This is a genomic window from Paenibacillus liaoningensis (assembly GCF_059609455.1).
In genome coordinates this window covers 169495-191902 of the sequence record NZ_JCAALU010000002.1, presented here as the reverse complement: position 1 = coordinate 191902, position 22408 = coordinate 169495, and the positions used below count along the sequence as shown (strand labels likewise).

The 22408-nt window shown below is 47.7% G+C and carries 16 protein-coding genes and 1 pseudogene; 9 read left to right on the top strand and 8 right to left on the bottom strand.

The genetic code is table 11. The annotated features are described in order from the left end of the window. Positions 1 to 111: 111 nt before the first annotated feature. On the top strand, positions 112 to 1011 hold the full coding sequence (locus tag AC6B99_RS03530; protein ID WP_056034179.1) for a cation diffusion facilitator family transporter: 900 nt from the start codon (positions 112 to 114) through the stop codon (positions 1009 to 1011). A 341-nt stretch (positions 1012 to 1352) separates the two neighbouring features. Then, on the top strand, positions 1353 to 2360 hold the full coding sequence (locus tag AC6B99_RS03525) for a C40 family peptidase (protein WP_235533125.1): 1008 nt from the start codon (positions 1353 to 1355) through the stop codon (positions 2358 to 2360). A gap of 115 nt (positions 2361 to 2475) precedes the next feature. Here AC6B99_RS03525 and AC6B99_RS03520 read toward each other — a convergent pair whose 3' ends face one another. The 3 genes from AC6B99_RS03520 to AC6B99_RS03510 are packed head-to-tail and all read right to left on the bottom strand — an operon-like array spanning position 2476 to position 6269. Next, complete coding sequence (locus AC6B99_RS03520; protein ID WP_496662764.1) at positions 2476 to 3663, bottom strand: acyltransferase; 1188 nt, start codon at positions 3661 to 3663, stop codon at positions 2476 to 2478. Between the two features lie 25 nt (positions 3664 to 3688). Further along, positions 3689 to 5104 (bottom strand): NAD-dependent malic enzyme, encoded by a 1416-nt coding sequence (locus AC6B99_RS03515; protein ID WP_496662763.1) that lies wholly within the window; start codon positions 5102 to 5104, stop codon positions 3689 to 3691. Between the two features lie 49 nt (positions 5105 to 5153). Next, positions 5154 to 6269, bottom strand: coding sequence for an MGDG synthase family glycosyltransferase (locus AC6B99_RS03510; protein ID WP_056034172.1), 1116 nt, complete (start codon positions 6267 to 6269; stop codon positions 5154 to 5156). 302 nt (positions 6270 to 6571) lie between these two features. Here AC6B99_RS03510 and kapB point away from each other — a divergent pair, with 302 nt between their 5' ends. Continuing rightward, positions 6572 to 6958 (top strand): kinase-associated lipoprotein KapB, encoded by a 387-nt coding sequence (gene kapB / locus AC6B99_RS03505; RefSeq protein ID WP_496662762.1) that lies wholly within the window; start codon positions 6572 to 6574, stop codon positions 6956 to 6958. 128 nt (positions 6959 to 7086) lie between these two features. Here kapB and AC6B99_RS03500 read toward each other — a convergent pair whose 3' ends face one another. After that, a complete protein-coding gene (locus AC6B99_RS03500) occupies positions 7087 to 8466 on the bottom strand; it encodes an SGNH/GDSL hydrolase family protein (RefSeq protein ID WP_496662761.1) in 1380 nt (459 codons plus the stop codon). A 389-nt stretch (positions 8467 to 8855) separates the two neighbouring features. On the opposite strand from AC6B99_RS03500, the gene gltB reads away from it, so the two are divergent. Both gltB and AC6B99_RS03490 read left to right on the top strand, forming a co-directional pair. After that, positions 8856 to 13457 carry a glutamate synthase large subunit gene (gene gltB, locus AC6B99_RS03495; protein WP_494879775.1) on the top strand — a complete coding sequence of 1534 codons (4602 nt, stop codon included), beginning with the start codon at positions 8856 to 8858 and terminating at the stop codon, positions 13455 to 13457. A 183-nt stretch (positions 13458 to 13640) separates the two neighbouring features. Continuing rightward, positions 13641 to 13787: pseudogene (locus tag AC6B99_RS03490) on the top strand (transposase); the annotation flags it as partial. A gap of 216 nt (positions 13788 to 14003) precedes the next feature. On the opposite strand, the gene AC6B99_RS03485 reads toward AC6B99_RS03490, so the two are convergent. Beyond that, positions 14004 to 14777, bottom strand: a complete 774-nt coding sequence (locus AC6B99_RS03485; RefSeq protein WP_496662760.1) for a collagen-like protein — start codon at positions 14775 to 14777, stop codon at positions 14004 to 14006. 1110 nt (positions 14778 to 15887) lie between these two features. Then, complete coding sequence (locus AC6B99_RS03480; RefSeq protein ID WP_046228883.1) at positions 15888 to 16256, bottom strand: helix-turn-helix domain-containing protein; 369 nt, start codon at positions 16254 to 16256, stop codon at positions 15888 to 15890. Positions 16257 to 16684: 428 nt separating this feature from the next. Between AC6B99_RS03480 and AC6B99_RS03475 the strand changes: the two genes are divergently transcribed. The 4 genes from AC6B99_RS03475 (at position 16685) to AC6B99_RS03460 (ending at position 20440) form a co-directional block, all read left to right on the top strand. Then, positions 16685 to 17116, top strand: a complete 432-nt coding sequence (locus tag AC6B99_RS03475; protein WP_056034155.1) for a PilZ domain-containing protein — start codon at positions 16685 to 16687, stop codon at positions 17114 to 17116. Positions 17117 to 17129: 13 nt separating this feature from the next. Next, positions 17130 to 18080, top strand: a complete 951-nt coding sequence (locus tag AC6B99_RS03470; RefSeq protein WP_056034152.1) for an LCP family glycopolymer transferase — start codon at positions 17130 to 17132, stop codon at positions 18078 to 18080. Positions 18081 to 18741: 661 nt separating this feature from the next. Next, positions 18742 to 19644: an ABC transporter ATP-binding protein gene (locus AC6B99_RS03465; RefSeq protein WP_056034307.1), complete on the top strand. Its 903-nt coding sequence runs from the start codon at positions 18742 to 18744 to the stop codon at positions 19642 to 19644. Then, positions 19637 to 20440: an ABC transporter permease gene (locus AC6B99_RS03460; protein WP_496662759.1), complete on the top strand. Its 804-nt coding sequence runs from the start codon at positions 19637 to 19639 to the stop codon at positions 20438 to 20440. Before AC6B99_RS03465 ends, AC6B99_RS03460 begins: the two co-directional genes overlap by 8 nt. A gap of 330 nt (positions 20441 to 20770) precedes the next feature. Here the strand turns inward: AC6B99_RS03460 and AC6B99_RS03455 are convergent, their stop codons facing one another. Both AC6B99_RS03455 and AC6B99_RS03450 read right to left on the bottom strand, forming a co-directional pair. Further along, positions 20771 to 21220 carry a bactofilin family protein gene (locus AC6B99_RS03455; protein ID WP_063892545.1) on the bottom strand — a complete coding sequence of 150 codons (450 nt, stop codon included), beginning with the start codon at positions 21218 to 21220 and terminating at the stop codon, positions 20771 to 20773. A gap of 24 nt (positions 21221 to 21244) precedes the next feature. Beyond that, complete coding sequence (locus AC6B99_RS03450) at positions 21245 to 22285, bottom strand: M23 family metallopeptidase (protein ID WP_496662758.1); 1041 nt, start codon at positions 22283 to 22285, stop codon at positions 21245 to 21247. Positions 22286 to 22408: the final 123 nt, after the last annotated feature.

Here is a 22408-nt window from a genome sequence, read left to right as displayed (position 1 = left end):
CTGCTGCATAAAAGTACGCATAAGGTCAACACTGTTTCTCTAGACCCACTCTGGTTTAGTCGGGTATGATACCTTTACTTGGAGATCATTAGGAAATGAGGTAAGGACGCTTTGGATCAGTATGAAAAAATTAAGCAGGGCGAGAAGGGTGCTTGGCTTAGCATTGCCACCTATTTGACGCTTACCGCACTAAAGCTTGGAGGCGGCTATTATTTTGCTTCTGGAGCGCTCGTTGCGGATGGCTTTAACAATTTAACGGATATCGTGGCATCGCTTGCGGTACTTATCGGTTTGCGAATTTCACAGAAGCCGCCGGATAAAGATCATCCGTATGGACATTTTCGGGCAGAGACGATTGCCGCGCTGATTGCGTCCTTTATTATGGCAACGGTCGGCATTCAAGTACTGATTACAGCGGTCGGAGCACTTTGGTCAGATGCGGAGGCTGCTCCAGCGCTTAGCTCGGCGTGGATCGCTTTATTTTCTGCGGTCGTCATGCTGAGCGTCTATTATTACAATCGGCGGCTGGCCAAGCGGATCAACAATCAGGCGCTGATGGCGGCGTCAAAAGATAATTTATCCGATGCGCTAGTCAGTACGGGAGCAGCGATTGGCATTATCGGCGCGCAGTTCGGCCTGCCTTGGCTTGATCCAGTAGCGGCAATTGCGGTCGGTCTTATCATTTGCAAGACGGCTTGGGAAATTTTCTACAGCTCGACCCATGCGCTGACGGACGGCTTCGATGAGAAGGAGCTGACGACGCTTAGAGCGACGATTGAACGTACGAAAGGGGTGAAATCCATTAAGGATATTAAAGCCCGCGTTCATGGCAGCAACGTGCTGGTTGACGTCATTGTACAGGTGGATCCAGAGCTCACGCTAATCGAAAGCCATATCATTTGTGATAATATTGAGCATCGCATGGAGCGCAAGCATAATATTATGAGTGTGCATGTCCATGTGGAGCCTCATGAGCTGGAGCCTGCGCAACGCGAGCCAAATGTCGAGTGAGATGTCGAATAAAAGGGATGTAATTGTTCCCAAGGTAAAATAAACCAATTTAACTAGTCCTTTAGTCTTGGTTGATTATCGCGACTAAAGTCTTGTTTTCTGACTTGGGTTAAAAAAGCAATAAAGTGAGTAACAGCAGTAGCTGCAGCGCTTTATATGAAGGGGCCATTCGCAAATGCGAAGGCCTCTTCGTTTTTTAATGCGAATTTTTAATGCTTCCAATTTACCAATTTGGCAAATTGGCAAATAGGATAAAAGGTTGATGCTGGCGGCAAGATGGCGACCCTACAATGGTTGAAGCACCATTTATTTATTTTCAAACAACCAAGGAGGCGTACAGCTTGAAACACACCATGAAAAAAAGGATGATCACCGCCGCTTTCACTGCATCCCTATTGCTGGGTTCTGTCTCGGCTTCAATTCCCACAGTGATGGCTGCTCAGAGCGCAACCGTAGATGCAGGCGTGAACTTCCGCAGCGCACCAGCGGCATCGGCTCCCGTTATTCGCATGCTTAAAAAAGGAGAACAGGTAACGATTCTGGATGCTTCCAATGCGTATTGGTATAAGCTGCAGGATTCTTCTGGACGGACAGGCTATGCTTCGCCTTCCTATTTTTCAGTATCATCCGTAGCGAAGCCAAACACGGCAACAGGTACGATTCAAAAGTCGGTAGCCTTTCGGACGGGCGCTTCTCTATCGGCTAGCCGTATCCGGTTTTTGCAGGCTGGTGAGCAGGTAGCGATTGTATCCCAGCCAAACGGCAGTTGGTATGAAATTAAAGATTCTTCTGGACAAGCTGGCTTTGTCAGCTCGCAATCCCAATATATTAGCGTCTCAGGAAACGTTTCATCAGGCGGCAGTGGAAGTGGCGGCAGTGGCAGCGGTTCAGGCAGCTCAGCACCATCGACCGGTTCTGTGGAAAGCGTCATTGCGGCGGGGCTTAAATATTTAGGTACACCTTATGAATATGGCTCAAGCCGCAGCACGACATCCACATTTGATTGCTCGGATTTTGTAAGGCAAGCTTTTCTGGATGGGGTAGGCATTAAGCTGCCAGCTGATTCGAGGGGACAAGGGGAGTATATTACGCAGCGAGGGAAAGCGGTGTCGGACTGGCGTCAGCTTAAGCGTGGCGATCTTATGTTTTTCATGTCTTATAAGGGAAGTAAAGCTTCTGCTTATGCAGGCACGAACAAAGCATCAGCAACGATTACGCATGACGGGATTTATTTAGGGGACGGCAAAATTTTGCATACATATTCCAATGAGGCTGGCGGCGTAACGATAAGCAGCATAGCAGGCACCCATTGGGAATATCGATTCTTGTATGGAGGCAGCGCGCTGTAGGCCGGGCAAGGGACAACCACCAATTTTGAAACATCTGCTATAAAAAAAGACAGCCTCCAGCATTCATCGCTAAGCGACAATGATGCTGGAGGCTGCTCATTGAGCAAGCCTGAGGTTAAGCTGTAAAGTCTTTCTGAGGTGCGATTGGCGTTTGCCGCCGTTTCCCTGGTTTGGGCAAATTGCCGAACAGCACCCAGGAGAAAGGCAAAAACCGTGCGGCTAATGAAACGATAATCCAAGAGCCGACGAGCGCAGCTACATAGCCGCCCACATACCAGCTGTGCAGCAGCAAGGAATTGCCTGTCACAGGTGGATATTCGCGGTAGTAGAACAGGATGAACGGGTGAACCAAGTAAATGCCGAACGATAAAGCGCCAAGCTTAGAAAGCAGCGAAACTAGCCAAGGCGCTGCCTTGCGGTACAGCAGAAAGCCAAGCTGCAGCAGCACGAGCGCCGAGAAGAAAGTATGCATATTCCATAAAAATTCATACAGCAGCGAGTGGTAGCTCTCGATTTTAAGTCTCGTATCATACCAAATGCTTACATGCCATAACCCAGCGGCAAGCCATAGGCACCATAATGCAAGCCATGCCGCAACTCGCGTTTTGCTCGCATTTTGTTTGTTTATAATGATCCAATGCTTGATTTTCGGAAAATAGATACCGATTGCTGCCCCCATCAAATAGTAGGAGAAGTAGGATAGCGAGTAGCTGCCCTTATTCGGTATCGGCGTCGTCAGCGCGTATTTATTAATGAGAACGAATGCCCATTGAATGGCAAAGCCAGCCGGTATCGCCCATTTGACTAGTGCTGGAAACTTCTTCAACAGCCATAGAAACAACGGAAGAAGCAAATAAAACTGGATGCTGATAAATACAAAATACAAATGCGTATAGGCGTTGCCCGTCAGCACCTTGTCCCAGAAGCTGCTTAGCGTTTGATCAAGCGGCCTGTTTGGATAGTAGTTGTAATGCAGCAGGGTGAAATAAATAATGGAAAAAACCAAATAAGGAATAATGATATAAAGCGCTCTGCGTTTATAAAAGGAGCCAATCAGCTTGGCGTCCAGCGGCCTCGTATAATAATTGTAAAATAGCACAAAGCTGCTTAGAAAAATAAAGGTCGGCGTGCCGAATTTCATAAAAATATTAAAAAAGTTATATAAGAAATAGTAGCCGGAATTGACCATTTTCAGCGTAGCGTAGGAGGTCGAGTGGACCGATAATACACCTAATATGGCCATTGCACGAACCATCTGCAGCTCGGGAATCGCTTCCCGGCGCTGCAAGGATGCTGTAGACATGTAGCATTTCTTCCTTTCTGTGAGGCTATTCGCGCGGATGTCTGCGAGCTACACCGCTTTCGATAGCAGCATGGATGACGCGCTTTCGCACCTCTTCTACGACTTTGGCATTGAAAACGCTAGGGATAATATACATCGGGCTGAGCTCGTCATCGCTAATGACAGAAGCAATCGCTTCGGCGGCAGCCAGCTTCATTTCTTCATTTACAGTAGTTGCACGGCTATCGAGTGCCCCGCGGAAAATGCCCGGAAAGCACAGAACGTTGTTAATTTGATTCGGATAGTCGGATCGCCCTGTTGCAAACACAGCAACGATATCCTCGACCAGCTCTGGACGAATTTCAGGCTCGGGATTCGCCATAGCAAATACGATCGGCTCTGCATTCATCGATTCAATATGCGCTCTGGTCAAAATCCCGCCCGCCGATACGCCAATAAATACATCTGCACCAGCAAGCGCCTCGGACAAATGGCCCGTCTTCTTCTCGGCATTTGTATGTTCGGCGTACCACTGCCACATGCCATTGTCATAATGGAGGTCAGCGGTTAAAATCCCTTCACGGTCGACTCCAATAATATGTTTTGCGCCGCCGGCAAGCAGCATCTTGGTGCAAGCCGTACCTGCTGCTCCAATACCACATATAACGAAGCGGGTATTAGAAATGTTTCGGCCCGTCAGCTTGAGCGCATTCAGCATAGCGGCGAACAGGACGACGGCTGTACCGTGCTGATCATCGTGAAACACAGGGATATCAAGCTCTTCGCGCAATCGGCGTTCGATCTCAAAGCAGCGCGGAGCGGAAATATCTTCTAGATTAATACCGCCGAAACCCGGCGCTAATTGTTTGACGGCTTGAATAATCTGTTCCGTATCTTGGGTATCGAGGCAAATGGGAAACGCATCAACGTCTGCGAATTGCTTGAACAGCATCGCCTTGCCCTCCATGACAGGCATTGCCGCATATGGCCCGATATTGCCAAGCCCGAGCACGGCACTGCCATCAGAGACGACAGCGACGGTATTGCGTTTAATCGTTAGTGTAAATGCTTTGGACGGATCTTGTTCAATCGCTTGGCATACTCTTGCGACGTCTGGCGTATAAACGCGCGAGAGATCGTCGCGGTTCTGAATCGGCGTTTTTGGCTGAACCGTAATTTTGCCACCAAGGTGGAGCAGAAAGGTGCGATCGGAAATGTGCTGAAGGCGGATGCCGGGCAGCGTGCCAAGAGCCGAGGAAATACGATCGGCTGTGCCTGCTTCGGTCATCTTTACGGTCAAGTCCCGTACGGTCGTTGTTTTATCGGTATGAATGACGTCAATCGCTATAATATCGCCGCCAGCAGTCTCAATAGCCGTCGCGGCCTTGCCGAACTGTGCTTGCTGAATATCGATTTCCACCCGTAAAATAATCGTTTTACCGTCCATGCTGCGTTCCTTCATTCGCTTTCCACTCCTTATCGATTGGCCGATGAGTCTGACAAAAACGCCGTCACTGCATTAAACGCAGGACGGCATTCGGGCAGCTCTTCGGGTCGTATTGTTGGTTGCGCTTCGTTAGCAAGCTTTCTCGGAATTGGCCTGAGGTATACGGTTCCTGAATCATGGCAAACCACTTATCTACCATTGCAGCAGAATCAAGCATTTCACCAAAGCCATTGCGGATAAAATATTCGCAGTTTTCTTCTTCCTGTCCCGGAATCGGTTCATAGAAGAGCATCGGCATTCCTTTGCTCATGCCTTCGGTACAGGTCATCCCGCCAGGCTTCGTCACGAGCAGATCGGCAATGTCCATCAGCTTGCTGATCTCGTTCGTAAACCCGAGCACTTGAATGTTCGGATGCTGAAACTTCGTGCTCGAAAGCATTTTTTCCCTTACCTTCTCATTGCTGCCTACGCAGAATATCAACTGTATGTTGTCGCGCCACTTGGTCATATATTCGAGGAGATTGTCTTCATACATTAATCCCCACCCGCCACCCATTATAAGCACGGTAGGCATAGGCTTTAAGTTGAACTTTTGCAGCAGCTCCTGCTTATCGTAGGTTGTCCAGAAGTTCGGGTGTACCGGAATGCCGGTCACTTCTATCTTCATGGGTATTACGCCGCGCTCCATCAGCTTGTTTCTCACAAGCGGGGTAGATACCAGGTATTTGCTGACTTCCGGATTGACCCATGCGCCATGAGCATCGTAATCGGTAATAAGCGTGTAAAGCGGAATATGTAGTCCAAGACGCTTTAGCCTGCCTACGACTGCATTGGGAACAGGATGCGTACATACGATAAGATCCGGCTTCAACTGGGAAATAACCTGCGACGTTTGTGTATAGAACATGCGATGAAGAGCAAGCTGCGTAAAGCGGTTAAGCGATTTCTTGTAATTGCTGCGATACATCAGGCCGACCATTTTTGGCTGTTTGCTTACGGTTTTGCGATAAGCAGACATAATCCATGGCCCGACAACCGGATTAAGAAATTTGCCCAGCTCGATAACGCGGGTTTGAATCTCGGGGTTAATTTGGCGCAGTCCCGCCGCTAAAGCATATGCGGCTTGCGTATGTCCCGAGCCAAAGCCCTCGGAGAGCAGCAGCACTCTTTTCTTACGCATAATGTCACCTACTTTTCTAATTCCATAATACGTCGCCAAGGTTGGGAACACAAGTCATTCCAGGTTATTAAAATGCAAGTGGCCACACCTGTTGCGTTCATTAGTAGCTGCTTGCTCAATATGCTGATGCAGCAACCTGTCGCAAGCAGCGGGGTTCAGAGCTTGCCTGCCGGCGCTATTGTCCTTTATGATTAGAATGGCATTAACCGGAAGCAGATTATTCATTAGGATCGTTTCATTTAAAATATAAGCAGTTATAAGTATTACACTTATAATGGGCATTCAAGTAGGAGGCATGCTTAATGGAAGAAGCAAGGAGCGCGTTAGAAGTCGGAGCCATTGTAAAAGCGGAAGTAAGATCGGGACTATATGTAGGAGAAGTAATGGAATTGCATGGGCCCCGTGCCTTGTTCAAGGTGCTGGCTGTCCTTAAGCATCCACAGCAAGGGGACCTGCACCATCCGTATGAGCCGGATGTACCGCTATTTCATGAGCGGCCGGCACTGGCCTATACAGAGAAGACGATGATTCCGCTGCGCCAGCTGCAGACCTTTAGCGGCCATGTACCGGATTACCGCGAATCGCTGCATGCGGCTTTGGCAGCCGAAGTGGCTACGCTTGACCGGTTAAAGCGCTGGTCCGAGCAGGGGCTTGCTTTGCTTGAGCAGCTTGGAAAGCAATACAAGTAGCCGTTGATGGAGCCTCTGGATTGGGCTGCGCCAATCGGATAAAACAAATGGCAGTCGTTCACTTAGGACGGCTGCCATTTGTTTCATTTATGACTAGTCTTGCGCCTGTCTGCTTTCCCAGCTTAAAGCTAGTTGATGAAGACAGCTTGAAGCGTACTGCGGTAGGTAACCTGCAAGCCAAGTTCCTCGGAGAGGACCGCTAGCGGCAAATAGGTTTTTTGCTCTTTGCCGTTCTTTTGCAAATAAGCAGCAGGACTGTTCAGTTTTTTCTTCACGCCATCGACGAGTATAGTTGACGATTCAATCGTAAACGCTACCGTATGTTTATTGTAGGAAACGGTTGCCGTTTGGGTCGTTTTGTTCCATACAAGCTTCGCTCCAATGGCATTTGTAATGTCGCGCATCGGTACGAAGGTGCGATTGCTCTTCATGGTGGCAGGGGATGCAGCTGGGAGTTCCTTGCCGCGCACAACTACCGAAACGGGCACATTCGCTGGGCGAGTGCGAACATTCAAATATTTATTCCATATTGTGGTAGAATAAGTGTGACCCATAGCAGCGTACCCAAGGCGAGTCGGGTGGACATCGCTGTTGGAGATTGACGTATATTCCAGCTCCTTGCCGACAAAAGGCTTGCTGACCTCAGTGATGGAAATATCGATGCCTTCCGCTTTTATAGCGGCAACAATCGTTTTTAGCTTTTCGTTTAGCTGGCTCAGCGCCTGTAATTCAAATTCGCGCAGGCGTGCTGCATCTGGAGGCAGAGGAAAGCTTAGGCTGCCAACCGTAATCGTTGCCGGAATCGGCATATATTGATCGGCGATCACGAGTTTTGCTTTTGGCGCGAGTGACGTTACCGCCTGCAGTCCTGCAGTCAGTCCCGTTTCATATTGAGTCAATGAGGCTTGCAGCAGCTGTGCCTTCTCCTCATCTGTCGTTGTGGAAGTGATTTGTGCAGCTACACCAAGCAGATCATTGCCGCCAATCGTCATGACGATCAGATCGGCACCGCGGATGCTGCCTCCGATTTTTGCAGTATCGCCAATAATGCTAGTGGCACGCGGATCTTTCAGGCTAGGCTGCACATCGCTCACAGAGACGCTTTTGCCATCTTTAACCGCTCCAAGTAAGTGGCTAAAGCCTGTTGACGTCAGCCCAAGCAGGCCATAATTGACATATTCCGCGCGAAGCCCCTGGAACAAGGCCTGCTCATATACATGCTCCACATAGCCATAGGGCACAGATTTTGCATCAAAGCCATACTCATAGCCGGCCGTAAGTGAATCTCCAAGCGCAACAATTTGATAGGTTGCAGCCGCAGCTTCTTCTGCAGCGGCAGCTGTTTTCCAGCCAGGTGAAGCCACCAATAAACCGATAATTATAAATAGAAACGACACTTTCCTCCACTTTCCAGACAACATAGACACTTCCTTTTGATAAAATAGTAGCAGCGGGTTTTCATTCATTTGCATAATTGTGTATAAAGTTTGCAGTAAGAACACGAACATTGCCGTTCTGCTCCCAATTATGAAAATATTAAATTGATTCCGTTTTGGCCTGATGTTAAAATACTGTAATAATCGCAAGTGGCGGAATACAGCCCGGAATATGGTCAACCTCAAACGATCCCCGCAGCGCTGCTTAATTTTATTCAACATAACACGAACGTTTCCCTGCGAGTGCAGCTAAAAAGTTTGTGTACACCTATTCGGCGCGCTGCCGGATACAGTCGTTTGAGTAATTATGCAAAGTGATAAGCTGGCGGTTTGGCTCTGCTAACCGCTTTGCTATCAAGCAACAAGCCTGTTTGATGAAGCATTACTGCTTGTTCTCACAGCGATCGGCTTGGTTCCGTTATGCACGCCCCAAAAATCTTCTGATAGAAAGGTTGCACACAATGAAAGAGAAAATTTTTGGATTACCGCCGAAACAAGGTCTGTATGATCCTCAATTTGAGAAAGATGCATGCGGCATGGGATTCGTGGCGAACATCAAAGGAAGAAAGTCGCACAAGATTATTCGCCAGGCGCTGACGTTGCTGGAGAATATGGAGCATCGCGGCGGTCAAGGCAGCGAACCAAATACGGGAGATGGAGCAGGCATTATGCTTCAAATTCCACATACGTTTTTTGCAAATGAGCTGAAGCGTATGGAAGTGGAGCTGCCAAGCGAAGGCGAATATGCCGTAGGTATGGTGTTTCTGCCGCAGGATGAGAACGTTCGCCGTTCGCTGGAGAACGATCTTGAAACTATTATTCGTGAAGAAGGCCAGTCGCTCATCGCTTGGCGTACCGTGCCGACGAATGATGCAAAGCTCGGTCAATCTGCTAAGTCGGTTAAGCCTTTTGTCCGCCAAGTATTTATTGGCAAGAACGAAAGCTTGAAGGACGTCTTGGCATTCGAGCGCAAGCTGTATGTCATTCGCAAACGGGCGGAAATCGCCATTCGCTTCTCGGGCAAAGAAGGCGGAGAAATGTTCTATTTCCCGAGCTTGTCCACGAAGAAAATCGTATACAAAGGCATGCTTACGACTGAACAGGTTGGCTCCTTCTATGTGGAGCTTAACGATGAGTCCGTCGTTACAGCGATGGCGCTTGTCCACTCCCGTTTCAGTACGAACACTTTCCCAAGCTGGGAACGTGCCCATCCGTTCCATTATTTAATTCACAACGGTGAGATTAATACGCTCCGCGGCAATGTGAACTGGATGCATGCGCGCCAAACGCTGTTCGAGACGGAATTGTTCGGCAGCGATATGGACAAAATTAAACCGATTATTAATCCAGATGGCTCGGATACAGCGATGTTTGACAATACGCTGGAATTCCTATACTTGTCGGGGCGTTCATTGCCGCATGCGGCAATGATGATGGTTCCTGAACCATGGTCCAACCACGAAGGCATGGATGATGACAAGAAAGCTTTCTACGAATACCACAGCACCTTAATGGAGCCTTGGGATGGACCGGCTGCAATGGCCTTTACAGATGGCGTGCAGATCGGCGCTTTCCTGGACCGCAACGGTTTGCGTCCAGCTCGTTATTACGTGACGAAGGATGACCATATTATTTTAGGCTCCGAGGCGGGTACCGTTGTCATTCCGCCAGAGGACATTTTATACAAAGACCGTCTGCGTCCAGGCATGATGCTGCTGATCGATACGAAGGAAGGCAGAATCATTTCCGATGAGGAAGTGAAGAAGCAAATTGCGACAGAGCACCCGTATCGCGAGTGGCTGAACGAGCATTTGATTGATCTTGAAGATTTGCCGGATGCGCCTGAATTGCCTGAGCTTGATCATGCGACGGTACAGCAGCGCCAGCAATCTTTCGGTTATACGTTTGAAGATTTGCGCAAAGTGCTTGAGCCTATGGCAAGCAGCGGCATGGAGCCGATTGCTTCAATGGGCTATGACGCTCCGCTTGCTGTATTGTCGGATCGTCCTCAGCGTTTGTACAACTATTTCAAACAGCTGTTTGCGCAAGTAACGAACCCGCCAATCGATTCGATTCGTGAGGAGATCATTACTGCAGTAGGTACGACAATCGGACCTGAGCGCAATCTATTGAATCCGGAGCCGGAAAGTGCGCGCCACATTAAGCTGGAGACACCGCTCCTTTCCAATGAACAGTTTGCGAAGCTTCGCCATGTTCGCCGTCCGGGCTTCAAGTCGATTACGCTGCCGATCTTCTTCACGGCAAGTGAAGGGGAAGAGGGACTGCGCGCAGCACTGAAGCAAATGTGCGAAGCAGCAGACCGCGTTATCGACAAAGGGCATAACATTCTTATTTTATCCGACCGCGGTATCGATAAGGAAAATGCAGCGATTCCGGCATTGCTTGCCGTATCCGCATTGCATCACCATTTGATTCGTCAAGGTACGCGGACTAAAGTAGCAATTTTGCTTGAATCCGGCGATCCGCGCGAGGTTCATCACTTTGCGCTGCTGCTCGGCTACGGCGTGAGTGCGGTTAACCCGTATTTGGCATTTGAGACGCTTGATGATATGATTCGCCAAGGCTTGCTGAGAAATATTTCGCATGAGAAAGCGGTCAAAAACTTCATTAAAGCTGCTACTAAAGGCGTAACGAAAGTATTGTCCAAAATGGGTATTTCCACGATTCAGTCGTACCGTGGCGCTCAAATCTTCGAGGCGCTTGGCTTGAAAGAGGAACTCATAAATGAATATTTCACTTGGACACCTTCGCGTATCGGCGGTATTGGACTTGATGTAATTGCAGAAGAAACGCTTAAATATCACAACTTGGCTTACGCTGACCAAGAAGGCCGTGTAACGGAGCTTGAGTCTGGCGGCGAATACCAATGGCGTAAAGACGGCGAGGACCACCTGTTTAGTCCGCAGACGATCCACACTCTGCAAATGGCGGCTCGCTCCAACGATTATAAGCTTTACAAAAAATTCTCCAATCTTGTTCAAGGCGAGGACAAGAAGCATATGATGCTTCGTTCATTGCTAAGGTTCAAGGATGGCAGAACGGCGATTCCAATCGAAGAGGTTGAACCGCTGGAATCGATTATGAAACGCTTCAAGACCGGTGCTATGTCCTTCGGCTCGATCAGCAAGGAAGCGCACGAAAGCCTAGCGATTGCGATGAACCGCCTTGGCGGACGTTCGAATACGGGAGAAGGCGGCGAGGACCCAGCGCGTTTCATTCCGGATGAGAACGGCGATTCCCGCCGCAGTGCAATCAAGCAGGTGGCATCGGGACGTTTCGGCGTAACGAGCAATTATTTGGTCAATGCGGATGAAATTCAAATCAAGATGGCGCAAGGCGCGAAGCCAGGAGAAGGCGGACAACTGCCAGGACGTAAAGTATACCCTTGGGTTGCTGAGGTTCGGGGCTCCACACCGGGCGTAGGCTTGATTTCGCCGCCGCCTCATCATGATATTTATTCCATCGAGGATTTGGCTGAGCTTGTTCATGACTTGAAAAATGCTAACCCGCGCGCGCGCATTAACGTAAAACTCGTATCCGAGGTTGGCGTTGGTACGATTGCAGCAGGTGTTGCCAAAGGCCGTGCCGATATTATTATGGTCAGCGGTTATGATGGAGGAACGGGCGCATCTCCGATGAACTCGATTCGTCATGCCGGACTGCCGTGGGAGCTTGGTTTGGCTGAGACGCACCAGACGCTGATGATCAACAATCTGCGTGATCGCGTTACGCTTGAAACAGATGGCAAAATGATGAACGGACGCGATGTTGCGATCGCTGTTTTGCTCGGCGCTGAAGAATATGGCTTCTCGACAGCACCGCTTGTCGTACTTGGCTGCGTAATGATGCGCGTTTGCCAGCTGGATACGTGTCCGGTCGGCGTAGCCACGCAAAATCCAGAGCTGCGCGCGAAATTTATGGGCGATCCGAGCCATGTAGTCAACTACTTGCGTTTCGTTGGTGAAGAGCTGCGCGAAATTATGGCTGAGCTTGGTTTCCGTACGATTCAGGAAATGGTTGGCCGCGTAGATATTCTTGAAGCGAAGCATCTGGCTGAGCATTACAAAGCGAAAGGTCTTGACCTGACGCCGCTGTTGTATCAACCGGAAGTATCTCAGGATGCTATTCGTTACTGTGCACAAGAGCAAAACCACGGTTTGGATTTGTCGCTTGATGTTCAGGAGCTGGTACCAGCTGCGAAAGCCGCTTTGGAAAATGGGGAGCAAGTACGCGGTACATTCCCAATTTTGAATACGAATCGCGTTGTTGGAACAGTGCTTGGCAGTGAAGTAACTCGTCGTTATGGCGCGAAGGGCTTGCCAGAGGATACAATTTCCTTCCACTTCGTTGGTTCAGCAGGCCAAAGCTTTGGCGCTTTCGTTCCTCAAGGCATTACGCTATCGCTGGAAGGCGATTCGAATGACTATGTAGGTAAAGGACTTTCCGGGGGCAAGGTCATTGTTGCTCCTTCATCGAAAGCAACCTTTGCCGCTGAGGAAAATGTCATTATCGGCAACACGGCACTATACGGAGCAACTAGCGGCGAAGCTTATATTCGCGGTATTGCTGGGGAGCGTTTCGCGGTTCGCAACAGCGGAGTGAGCGTTGTAGTTGAAGGCGTAGGCGACCATGGCTGCGAATATATGACGGGCGGCAGAGTCGTCATTCTTGGTCAGACTGGCCGTAACTTTGCAGCTGGTATGTCCGGCGGCGTTGCTTACATCTACGATGAGCAAGGCGACTTCTACAAGCATTGCAATATCGAAATGGTATTGCTTGAGCGTCTTGAAGAGGAAGCGGATATGGCTGAATTACGCGGCTTGATTGAACGCCATGTTGACTATACGGATAGCGCCATTGGCGGCCGTGTATTGAATGACTGGGATCTATCGCTTGAGAAATTCGTAAAAGTCATTCCGAAAGATTACAAGAAAATGCTGGAGTATATCCGCAAAGCTGAAGATTCCGGTTTGAAGGAAGATGCAGCGCTGCTGTCAGCATTTGAAGCCAGCATGAAAGAGCTTGCCCGTACAGGCGGCTGATCCATGTTGCCCAATAGATAAATGAAAAACGGCTCTCCGATATGTAAACTTAACTGTTGTGTATGTGGTTAATCCCTATCGCCACTAAAAGCTACAAATGAAGTATCACATTATATCTTTAACAAGCATTCTCATTTTCATTGAGGATGCTTTTTTTTGCCTCTTTTTAAGGGGAACAAATAGGTGACAGCACAGGATGCGCAAAATGCGCTTAAAGAGCTGTTTGCAGAGGCCATTCAAGAGATGCTAGAAGCGGAGATGGACACATATCTGGGCTACGAGAAGCATGAGGCGAAAAATAAAGCAACAACGAATATCCGAATGGGTAAATATGGAACGCGGATTTGAGCGAGTCTGGTCGAGGCTTCAAGAAGGCGTTAGAACACTGAAAAGACAATCACTAACCTCTGAATAAGGCAGTGTGATTGTCTTTACAGAATTCATTGCACTATGGTTCTCCATTAGCTTAATCATTTACACATTAAACAAGAGGGCGGCCTCTATTTGATATTTGGCATTTTATCGAAAAATATTATATTTTCCCCTCTATGCGATCTGCATAATAACAAGATGTGCGGAATCTGGCCTTGTTCCTCCAGCTAATGGAGTGATTGTGAGTGCTGTGGAATTGCCAGCAGGATTTCGAACTGTGAGTACTGAATTAATGACCGTTGTTTGCACAAGTGCCATTCCTACTATTTGAGTAGTTCCTGTTGCACGCCCGACCACCGTATAGGCCAGATCAGCGCCATTTAGTGTTAAAATCAGTTGACCCGCTTCGTTTACATTAACCTGAAACAAAACCTGATATGTGCCAATTGCAGACAAGTTAAATGAGCTCGCATTTATACGGGTAATTGCAGTCCCACTAATTGGACCATCTTGCGGAAAACTTACATCCGTGTTGGGAGCAACAGTTGCTGCATTATTAGGTGGCATCAAGGCGAAAAAATCTGCAAAGCCTAATACTCCACCTGCTGGCCCTCCAGGTCCCGCTGGGCCCACTGCTCCTGCTGGACCCGCTGGACCTACTGCTCCAGCTGGACCTACTGCTCCTGCTGGACCAGCAGGTCCTGCCAGTCCAGCTGCGCCAATTGCTCCTGCCAGTCCAGCCAGTCCTTGGGGTCCAAGTGCACCTGCGAGTCCTTGGGGTCCAAGTGCGCCAATCGCTCCTACAATTCCTGCTGCTCCTTGGGATCCAAGTGCTCCTGCGAGTCCTTGAGGTCCAAGTGCGCCAATCGCTCCTACAATTCCTGCTGCTCCTTGGGGTCCAAGTGCTCCTGCAATTCCTTCGGGTCCAAGTGCGCCAATTGCTCCCACGAGCCCGGCTAATCCTTGGGGTCCAAGTGCTCCTGCAAGTCCTTGAGGTCCAGCTTCTGCAATCGCTCCCGCAAGTCCTTGAAGTAATTGCCGTCCTTCAGGCGGGGGACAATTTTTACAAACAAGCTTTTTAATTACGCGATGACGACGTTTCTTTTTTTTTCCTTTTGGATGGCACACCACTATGGTTTTATTTTTACACCGTTTTTTTATATCGGAACAACTCAATCACGACACCTCCCTGTAAAGATTGTTCAGTGTACGTGAGTCGTTTTTTTTAGGTATAGACTAATAACCTGCAATCGGCTAGACTAGAAACTATTTCCAAAAATTTGGGCTTATGCTAGGGTAGTGTTATACCACAAAATCTAACACTCTTTCAGTTATGATTACATAAATTAATATTAAGATGAACGATGGGCTGAAGAAGGAGCGAGAGCCTGATGGCAGCGGCTGAACGTAATCCGTCTAAGGAAGCAACGAGATGACCCACCACTTTGTCAGTTGGATGTGCTTGTCCAGTCGTTCTTTCAATTTTATGATTAAACTATGGTGCCCGTTAAATTAATGGTTAATCGGTATAGCTTTATAAAATAAGAACCCACCTGAACGGTACAGAAGTTCAGATGGGCTAATGGCGTCACAACATAACAGACATTATTACTTTTATATTTGTTCGAACGATTATTTGTCGAGAAATAAAACTTAACTGAGGGCCGTTTTTTATTATTTTTATGCTGCATCTTTATAAGCATTTGCTTATGCGGGCAGGTTTTAATATTTGCTTTTTCGTACAAGCACTGTTCACTAATTTAGGAAAAATGAAAAGTATTTCAAAAAACAAAAAATATTTACCTTAAATCTACGTAATTCGACAAAAAAACAACAAAAAAAGAACAATCGTGCTCCCACCTTACGACAAATTCCCAGTAAGGTATTGGGTATAATAACAGTATTGTTCAAACTATACATAAGGCAGGAGTAGGATACGAAGATGGCAGAGAAAAATTCAGGCCGTATTGAACTAGATGTAAAGGATATACTTAGGCAAATGGGAATTCCTCCAGAGAAATGGCCGCCGCTAGTGAATTCACCATCCAAATAAATAGTCTAATTCATCATTCTCTCCGCTCGTACAAAAGCAATAAACCGTTTCGTTTCTTCCACTGTCAACTTACGCCCATCAATACTCAAATTAAACTTCTCCAATATTTCATCATCGGATAATTCCAAATGCTCGGCAAAATTGCGGACATCGTCACTAAGTACCGTTTGCGGATGAAGGGTGCGTCCAACCAGAAAATCAACGGATACTTGGTATAGATCGGCAAATTTTTTCAATGTCTCGGAATCCGGTTCCCGGCGATTTTTCTCATAATGAGATAAAGCAGCGCGTGAAATGCCTAGCTTTGCTGCGGTTTGCTCTTGTGTCCAGTGTCTGTCATCTCTCAATTGAGCAATTCTGCTGCCTATGTTCATATGACCCCTCCTAAAAGTTTGCGAAGCAAACTATCTTCGTAAGCATTAACTTTAGTTTGCTCAGCAAACCATCTTCGTAAGCATTAACTTGAGTTTGCGAAGCAAACTAGCATCGTAAGCATAGTCTTAGGTTTGCTCAGCAAACCAACTTTGTAAGCATAAACTTGCTTACAACATATAAACGGCAGGTTTTGCTATGCAAAACCTAGTTTGTATACACACTTATTGGATTATAACTGCTACACCTATATTAATACGGAAACGTTAGATTTGCATTTGTTGCAACGAAATGTCGCAAAAAATATTGTTAGACGTTTTTTTTGCTTGACATGATACAATTTGTATCTTAAAGTGAAGGAAAAGCTTGATACATAACGTATCAAATTATTTCCAAGTCATTATCACTTTATACCTATAAGGAGAAATAAATGGACGGTAAAGAGGAAAACTCACGCAGCAAGGTGCGTTTAAAGCTGAGGCCAGGCATTAAAGCAGGATTGAGGCTGCTCAATCGGCATGGCCATTTAATGAGTCCATCTACTGGAACGGTATTAGTGCTGAATTTAAGCCAGGAGGGTTTATGCTTTTGGTCTTCCTTAAGGCTCCCCGTACATCGGATGTACATGGTAGAAGTCCGCATGAAGCTTTCAGGCAAAAACATCCGGCTTCAGGGAAATGTCGTTTGGCGTAAACGAACGGATAATGTTTTCGAGTACGGTATGCATTTCCAGCCCCCACTGCTTATCAAATCCATTATTACCCGCCTATTAAACGAAGAATTACTCGCCCAACAGCCGCAGCAGCGGAAAATCCATCAGCTATATCGCAGTTTGAACGCAGGAAGCACTTTTGTCAAATGAGGAGGCTCTTCGGGTGAAACGATGGGTGAAACGCTCACTTATTATCGTCAGCACCGTATGTCTGGTCGCTGGCTTGGGAACGGCCCTATACAGCTGGTATCTTTATGGAAAATTTAAAAAAACGGCTGCTGATATGTTCGAGCCCATCATATCTACACCATACGTCAGCTCAGATTCGGAGCTGCAAATATCCGGCATAGAAGAAGCAATAACTGCGGAGAAGCCGTTCACCGTATTAGTAATGGGTGTAGATGAAAGAACGAATGATCGGGGACGAACAGACACCATGATTGTCATGGCGGTGAATCCGCTCAAGCATTCGATCTTTATGTTCAACATTCCGCGTGATACGAGAACGGCTATTATTGGACATGGCACGACGGATAAAATAAACCATGCTTACGCTTTTGGCGGGGTAGAAATGTCAAAGCAGACGGTAGAGCATTTTCTTGATTATCCGATTGATTATTATATTCGGGTCAATATGGAAGGTTTCTCAAAAATCATAGACGAGCTTGGCGGAGTAACCGTCAACAATCCTTATGCTTTTGATTTCAGTGGTCATACGTTTGAGCAAGGGCCTATTCAATTGAATGGAGAGCAGGCGCTGCTTTATTCTCGCATGCGATATGAGGACCCGAAGGGGGACAGGGGCAGAAATGACCGCCAGCGCGCCGTCCTAAAGCAGCTCATTTCCAATGTATTTACCTTATATGGAGCTACGCAAATAAGCAATCTGCTTGCGGAGATGGGTGACAATGTAAGAACGAATATATCGTTTGACGAGATGAAAACCTTTTTTAAAGAATATGGGACCGGGATCGAAAAGGTGGATAGCATTGAAATAAGCGGCAGCGGAACGATGATTGATAAAGTATGGTATTACATCGTCGGCGATCAGGAGCGGAATCGAATTCATGAGCTTCTGAAAAAACAAATGAGCATAGAAACGGATGCGGTTTAAAGCTTTCGGCTTCTATAAAAAAGAGGATAAGGACCCTGACATATCGCTGTCAGGGTTCGATGTTTCTGTAAGGCGACAAAATTTGAGTTTTCTGTTGACATTATTCGCTAAATACCATAAAATATAAACAAACAGATACATTACGTAACATTTTACATAAATTATGATACATTAAGTATACAAGGAGTGATTAGGTGATTCAGCCTCAGGAGCAGTTCTATTGCGTCGGATGCCAAAACATGATACCTACTGGGCAAGCGAATGTGTTGTTCCGAACCGGATTTTTCCGTGTAGTAAATCGGCTAGGTTGTTGTAGAGCCTGTGCTCAGGCCCAAGCTGGCCATGCTAACAAGTTGGAGGCACAAATGCAAGGCGCAACAGGCGGAGTGATCCCGTTAACTGCTAAATCTGATTTTGATCCCTATCAAACGAGCTTTTATCCTGCATCCCAAAGCCTCCTGACTACAGAAGTTGTGTAGCAGGAGGCTTTTTCTATGATTCGTGTACATATTCCAATCGTTTCCTAATTCGATTATACTAGGTAAGGTTAGTTGTAGTTAGATTAATGTTAGATCATTATTAGATCGCTATTAGAAATGTGACAGGACATGCGATCCACTGGAGAAGGAGGAAATAAAAATTGGAGCAGCCAATCGTACAAATGCTAAATGTAACGAAGCGCATCGGCAAACGGACGATCATTGATCATCTCAGTCTTGACTTGCCGGCTGGTGAAGTATTCGGCTTCCTCGGTCCCAATGGCGCCGGCAAAACGACAATGATCCGAATGATGGTCGGCCTCATTTCAATAACAGAAGGCGAGATCAAAATTGATGGTCACAGCATCTCAAAGCAATTTGAGAAAGCGATTCGCCATGTCGGTGCCATTGTCGAAAATCCAGAGATGTACAAATATATGACTGGTTATCAAAATTTGGTTCATTTTGCCCGGATGGTTCCGGGTGTTGAGCATTCACGTATTCAGGAGGTGACGGAGCTCGTCGGCCTTGGCTCGCGCATACATGATAAAGTGAATACCTATTCGCTTGGCATGAGGCAGCGGCTTGGTGTGGCGCAGGCGATTTTGCATCGGCCCAAGCTGCTCATTCTGGATGAGCCGACGAACGGACTGGATCCCATGGGCATTCGTGAGCTTCGCGATTATTTGCAAAGGCTGGCCAAGCAGGAGGGACTGGCGATATTCGTCTCCAGCCATTTGCTTGCCGAGATGGAGCTGATGTGCGACCGGGTAGCCATTATCCAGCAGGGCAAGCTAGTGGAGGTCGTCCAGGTCGAGAAGAACAGAGAGTCGGAACAGAATGCAACGCAGCGGGTCGTTTTTGAAGTGGACGATTTAGAGTCGGCGCTGGCTGTTGCGGCTAATGAGGGAATAGCGGGGGAACGGGCTGGCCACGCCATTGCCATTGGGGCGGATAAGGAAGCGGTCGCTAGCTTTAATGCAAAGCTCGTAGCGGCAGGCATTAAAGTATACGGCATTCAGGCACAGCATCAATCTTTAGAGGATCGGTTCCTCGAGAAGACGGGGGGCGGTCATATTGTATAACTTCAGCAAGCTGCTATTGAATGAAAATATGAAAATATACCTCCGCACAAGAACTTGGATTATGACGGGCCTGCTGCTGGCATTGGTTGTATTTATGACCGTACCCGTTTATTTTATGTCCAAAGACAGTGCGGTATCGATGTGGACACTTGTAAAATATGAATCAGCAGTAGGTTATATGCTTATTGCCATGTTCACATCCGTCGTTGCGGCGGGGAGCGTTGCTGAGGAGTTCACGAGCGGAACGATTAAGCTGCTGCTTATTCGCCCGTGGATGAGATGGAAAATTTTATTGTCCAAATATATTTCAGTCGTGCTGTTCGCGGTGTTACAGGTTGTGCTGCTATATGCATTTACTATTGCGTTCAATTTTTTGTTTTTTGACCATACGAATGTAACGGCTGCAGAAATTCACGGTTTTTTAGTTGCTGATGGCCAATTTGAAGGCTCAGCGGCAGTATATAATATGAAATATTATTTGATGCGCTTTATTGCCCTGCTTGTGACCTCGATGATAGCGTTTATGCTGTCAACGGTATTCCGGAGCGGCGGGCTTGCTATCGGGCTATCCATTTTCCTCGTATTTTCCTCCATTTCCATCGGTCCATTTATCGGGCTGATGAATTATAAATGGGTGGACTACTTGTTTTTCGTCCAATTGGATTTGGTGCCTTATTTGACCGGAAACGTTGGCGATCGGACGCTCGGCTTCGCGATAAGCGTGCTTGCTGTGTATTATGCAATATTCGCAGCGCTCACCTGGTTTGTATTCTCTAAGCGTGACGTTGGCGCGTAGTGAAGCCGCATAAGCATGATGGGAGATGGGAGCTCGCCCCGGCTTAGTTCTAATTCGTAGAAAAAAAGGAACCTTGCCAGCCTGACTCCTGAATAAGGTGCACAGCTGGATTAGCAAGAAATAAGCAAAGGGGCAGGCGATAATTCGCCTGCCCTGCTTTTGTATGTTCAAATATAAGTGAAGCTTTTTGCACAGTATGTTCCCGAATGCTGTTAGCAGGCTGCTTCCCCTAATCCAATCTGATTGCTTGTTCTATGTGTTTTCAGCTGAGTGCTTCAAGCTGCTGCTTATATGCTTATATATGGTTCATTGGCACACACTGGACGCTTGCTAGACGGCCTGACGGGCCTTATCCCGATTGCTGCCGTCTTTAGCAGCGTTATCTTTCCCTGCGCTGTCTGTTTCCGAAAGCGGGCGTGTGAGCGGGGCCTGACCCCGTTCCATATGGCAGCTGCCATTAAAGCTTCCGCCATCTTGAATAATTAAGGAATGGGCATAAATGTTTCCTGTGATTTGCCCGGTTGCAGTAATCGTGAGCCGCCCCTTTGTCGTAATATCCCCGAAAAGTTTGCCTGCTACAGTCAAATCCTTCGCCGTTATATTTGAACGAGCTACTCCAGATTCGCCAATGATGACATCTCCAACACATTCAATGTCTCCACGATATTCGCCTTCAATACGCAGGCCTGCTTCACATATGAGCTTGCCTTCCGCATGGGTACCCTGTCCAATTAGTGTATCCGTAGGGGATATTCGTTTGTTTTCCTTAAAAATAGACATGGAAAAACCTCCTTGTTTCGCAGCTTAGGATGGTTGAAGCAAGTAGGGCAAAGGATTGACGGCCTCGTCGCCCTGCATAATTTGAAAATGAAGATGAGGCCCCGTGCTTCTGCCTGTAGAGCCCAGCAGGCCGATTTTCTCGCCCCGCACGACCTGTTCTCCTTCCTTGGCTTCTATGCTTTGCATATGCATATAAACGCTGTTCAGCCCGTTATGATGGTCGATAATGATATAGTTGCCCTCAGAGCCTCCAGTACCGACTTCCTTAATCGTTCCATCCGCCGCGCTGAAAACAGGATCGCCTGCTTTGCCGCCAATATCAATGCCGGCATGAAAGACGGCTTTCCCTGTAAAAGGATCTTTGCGGTAGCCGAAGCTGGACGTCAGCTTCTTCGAATAGGTAGGCCAGCCTGATGGATAGGAATCAACCTGCTGCCTTCTTATCTGTGCTTGCCGCAGCGTCTGCGCCATCGTTTCCTCCAAAGAGTCGATCATTGCGCTTAACGATTGAACGTCAAACGAGGTAGAGGAAGCCAAAGCTCGAAAGGACATCCCGCTCGTTTGCAAGGAACCGCTCGTATCATAACCGGCTTGCTGTGCCAAAGCCTGCTCGCGCTTGTACAACTGTTCAGATTGTTGCCCAAGCTTGTGGCTGCTCGTGTCTATCCCAGAGTCAGAGCTGCCATATTTGTCGATGAACTGTTTGAGCTTGTTTTCCAGTGCAAGCAGCTCATCTACACGCGTCTGCATGTCCTCGGTTTGCTGAGCAAGGCTTGCCAGCTGCTGCTGTAGGGCGAGGATCGTCTCATCCTTATTGGCGACGGTATGCTGATACTGCTGGGATTGTTCATCCTGCTGCGTCGCCTGCTCCTGAAGCTGCGCCTCAAGCTCATGCAGCTCGAAGACCGATTTGATCTGGAGGGCGGCAAAGCAGCCCGACACGGCCAGTGCAGCTGCGGCAGGGGCCGCAATGACGGATCGCTTTGAGACATGAAACTGCTTGACGGTTTTGTCAGCACCGCGCATGACTACAAACGACCACTTTGAATTAGACGATCGATTCAATAGAGGTTTCTCCTTCCGGCCGGTATGAGAATTTAGAACGTTCTAATGCAATTTATTCTGCCGCGGCGGGAAACATGTCAGAAAAATAGGAAAAGCGCCTCCTAGGGAACGCCCTAAAACGGG

Coding starts and splice junctions, on each gene's coding strand:
- AC6B99_RS03520 (WP_496662764.1), bottom strand. CDS start 3,663: ATGTCTACAGCATCCTTGCAGCGCCGGGAAGCGATTCCCGAGCTGCAG.
- AC6B99_RS03515 (WP_496662763.1), bottom strand. CDS start 5,104: ATGAAGGAACGCAGCATGGACGGTAAAACGATTATTTTACGGGTGGAA.
- AC6B99_RS03510 (WP_056034172.1), bottom strand. CDS start 6,269: ATGCGTAAGAAAAGAGTGCTGCTGCTCTCCGAGGGCTTTGGCTCGGGA.
- kapB (WP_496662762.1), top strand. CDS start 6,572: ATGGAAGAAGCAAGGAGCGCGTTAGAAGTCGGAGCCATTGTAAAAGCG.
- AC6B99_RS03500 (WP_496662761.1), bottom strand. CDS start 8,466: ATGTTCGTGTTCTTACTGCAAACTTTATACACAATTATGCAAATGAAT.
- gltB (WP_494879775.1), top strand. CDS start 8,856: ATGAAAGAGAAAATTTTTGGATTACCGCCGAAACAAGGTCTGTATGAT.
- AC6B99_RS03480 (WP_046228883.1), bottom strand. CDS start 16,256: ATGAACATAGGCAGCAGAATTGCTCAATTGAGAGATGACAGACACTGG.
- AC6B99_RS03475 (WP_056034155.1), top strand. CDS start 16,685: ATGGACGGTAAAGAGGAAAACTCACGCAGCAAGGTGCGTTTAAAGCTG.
- AC6B99_RS03465 (WP_056034307.1), top strand. CDS start 18,742: ATGCTAAATGTAACGAAGCGCATCGGCAAACGGACGATCATTGATCAT.
- AC6B99_RS03455 (WP_063892545.1), bottom strand. CDS start 21,220: ATGTCTATTTTTAAGGAAAACAAACGAATATCCCCTACGGATACACTA.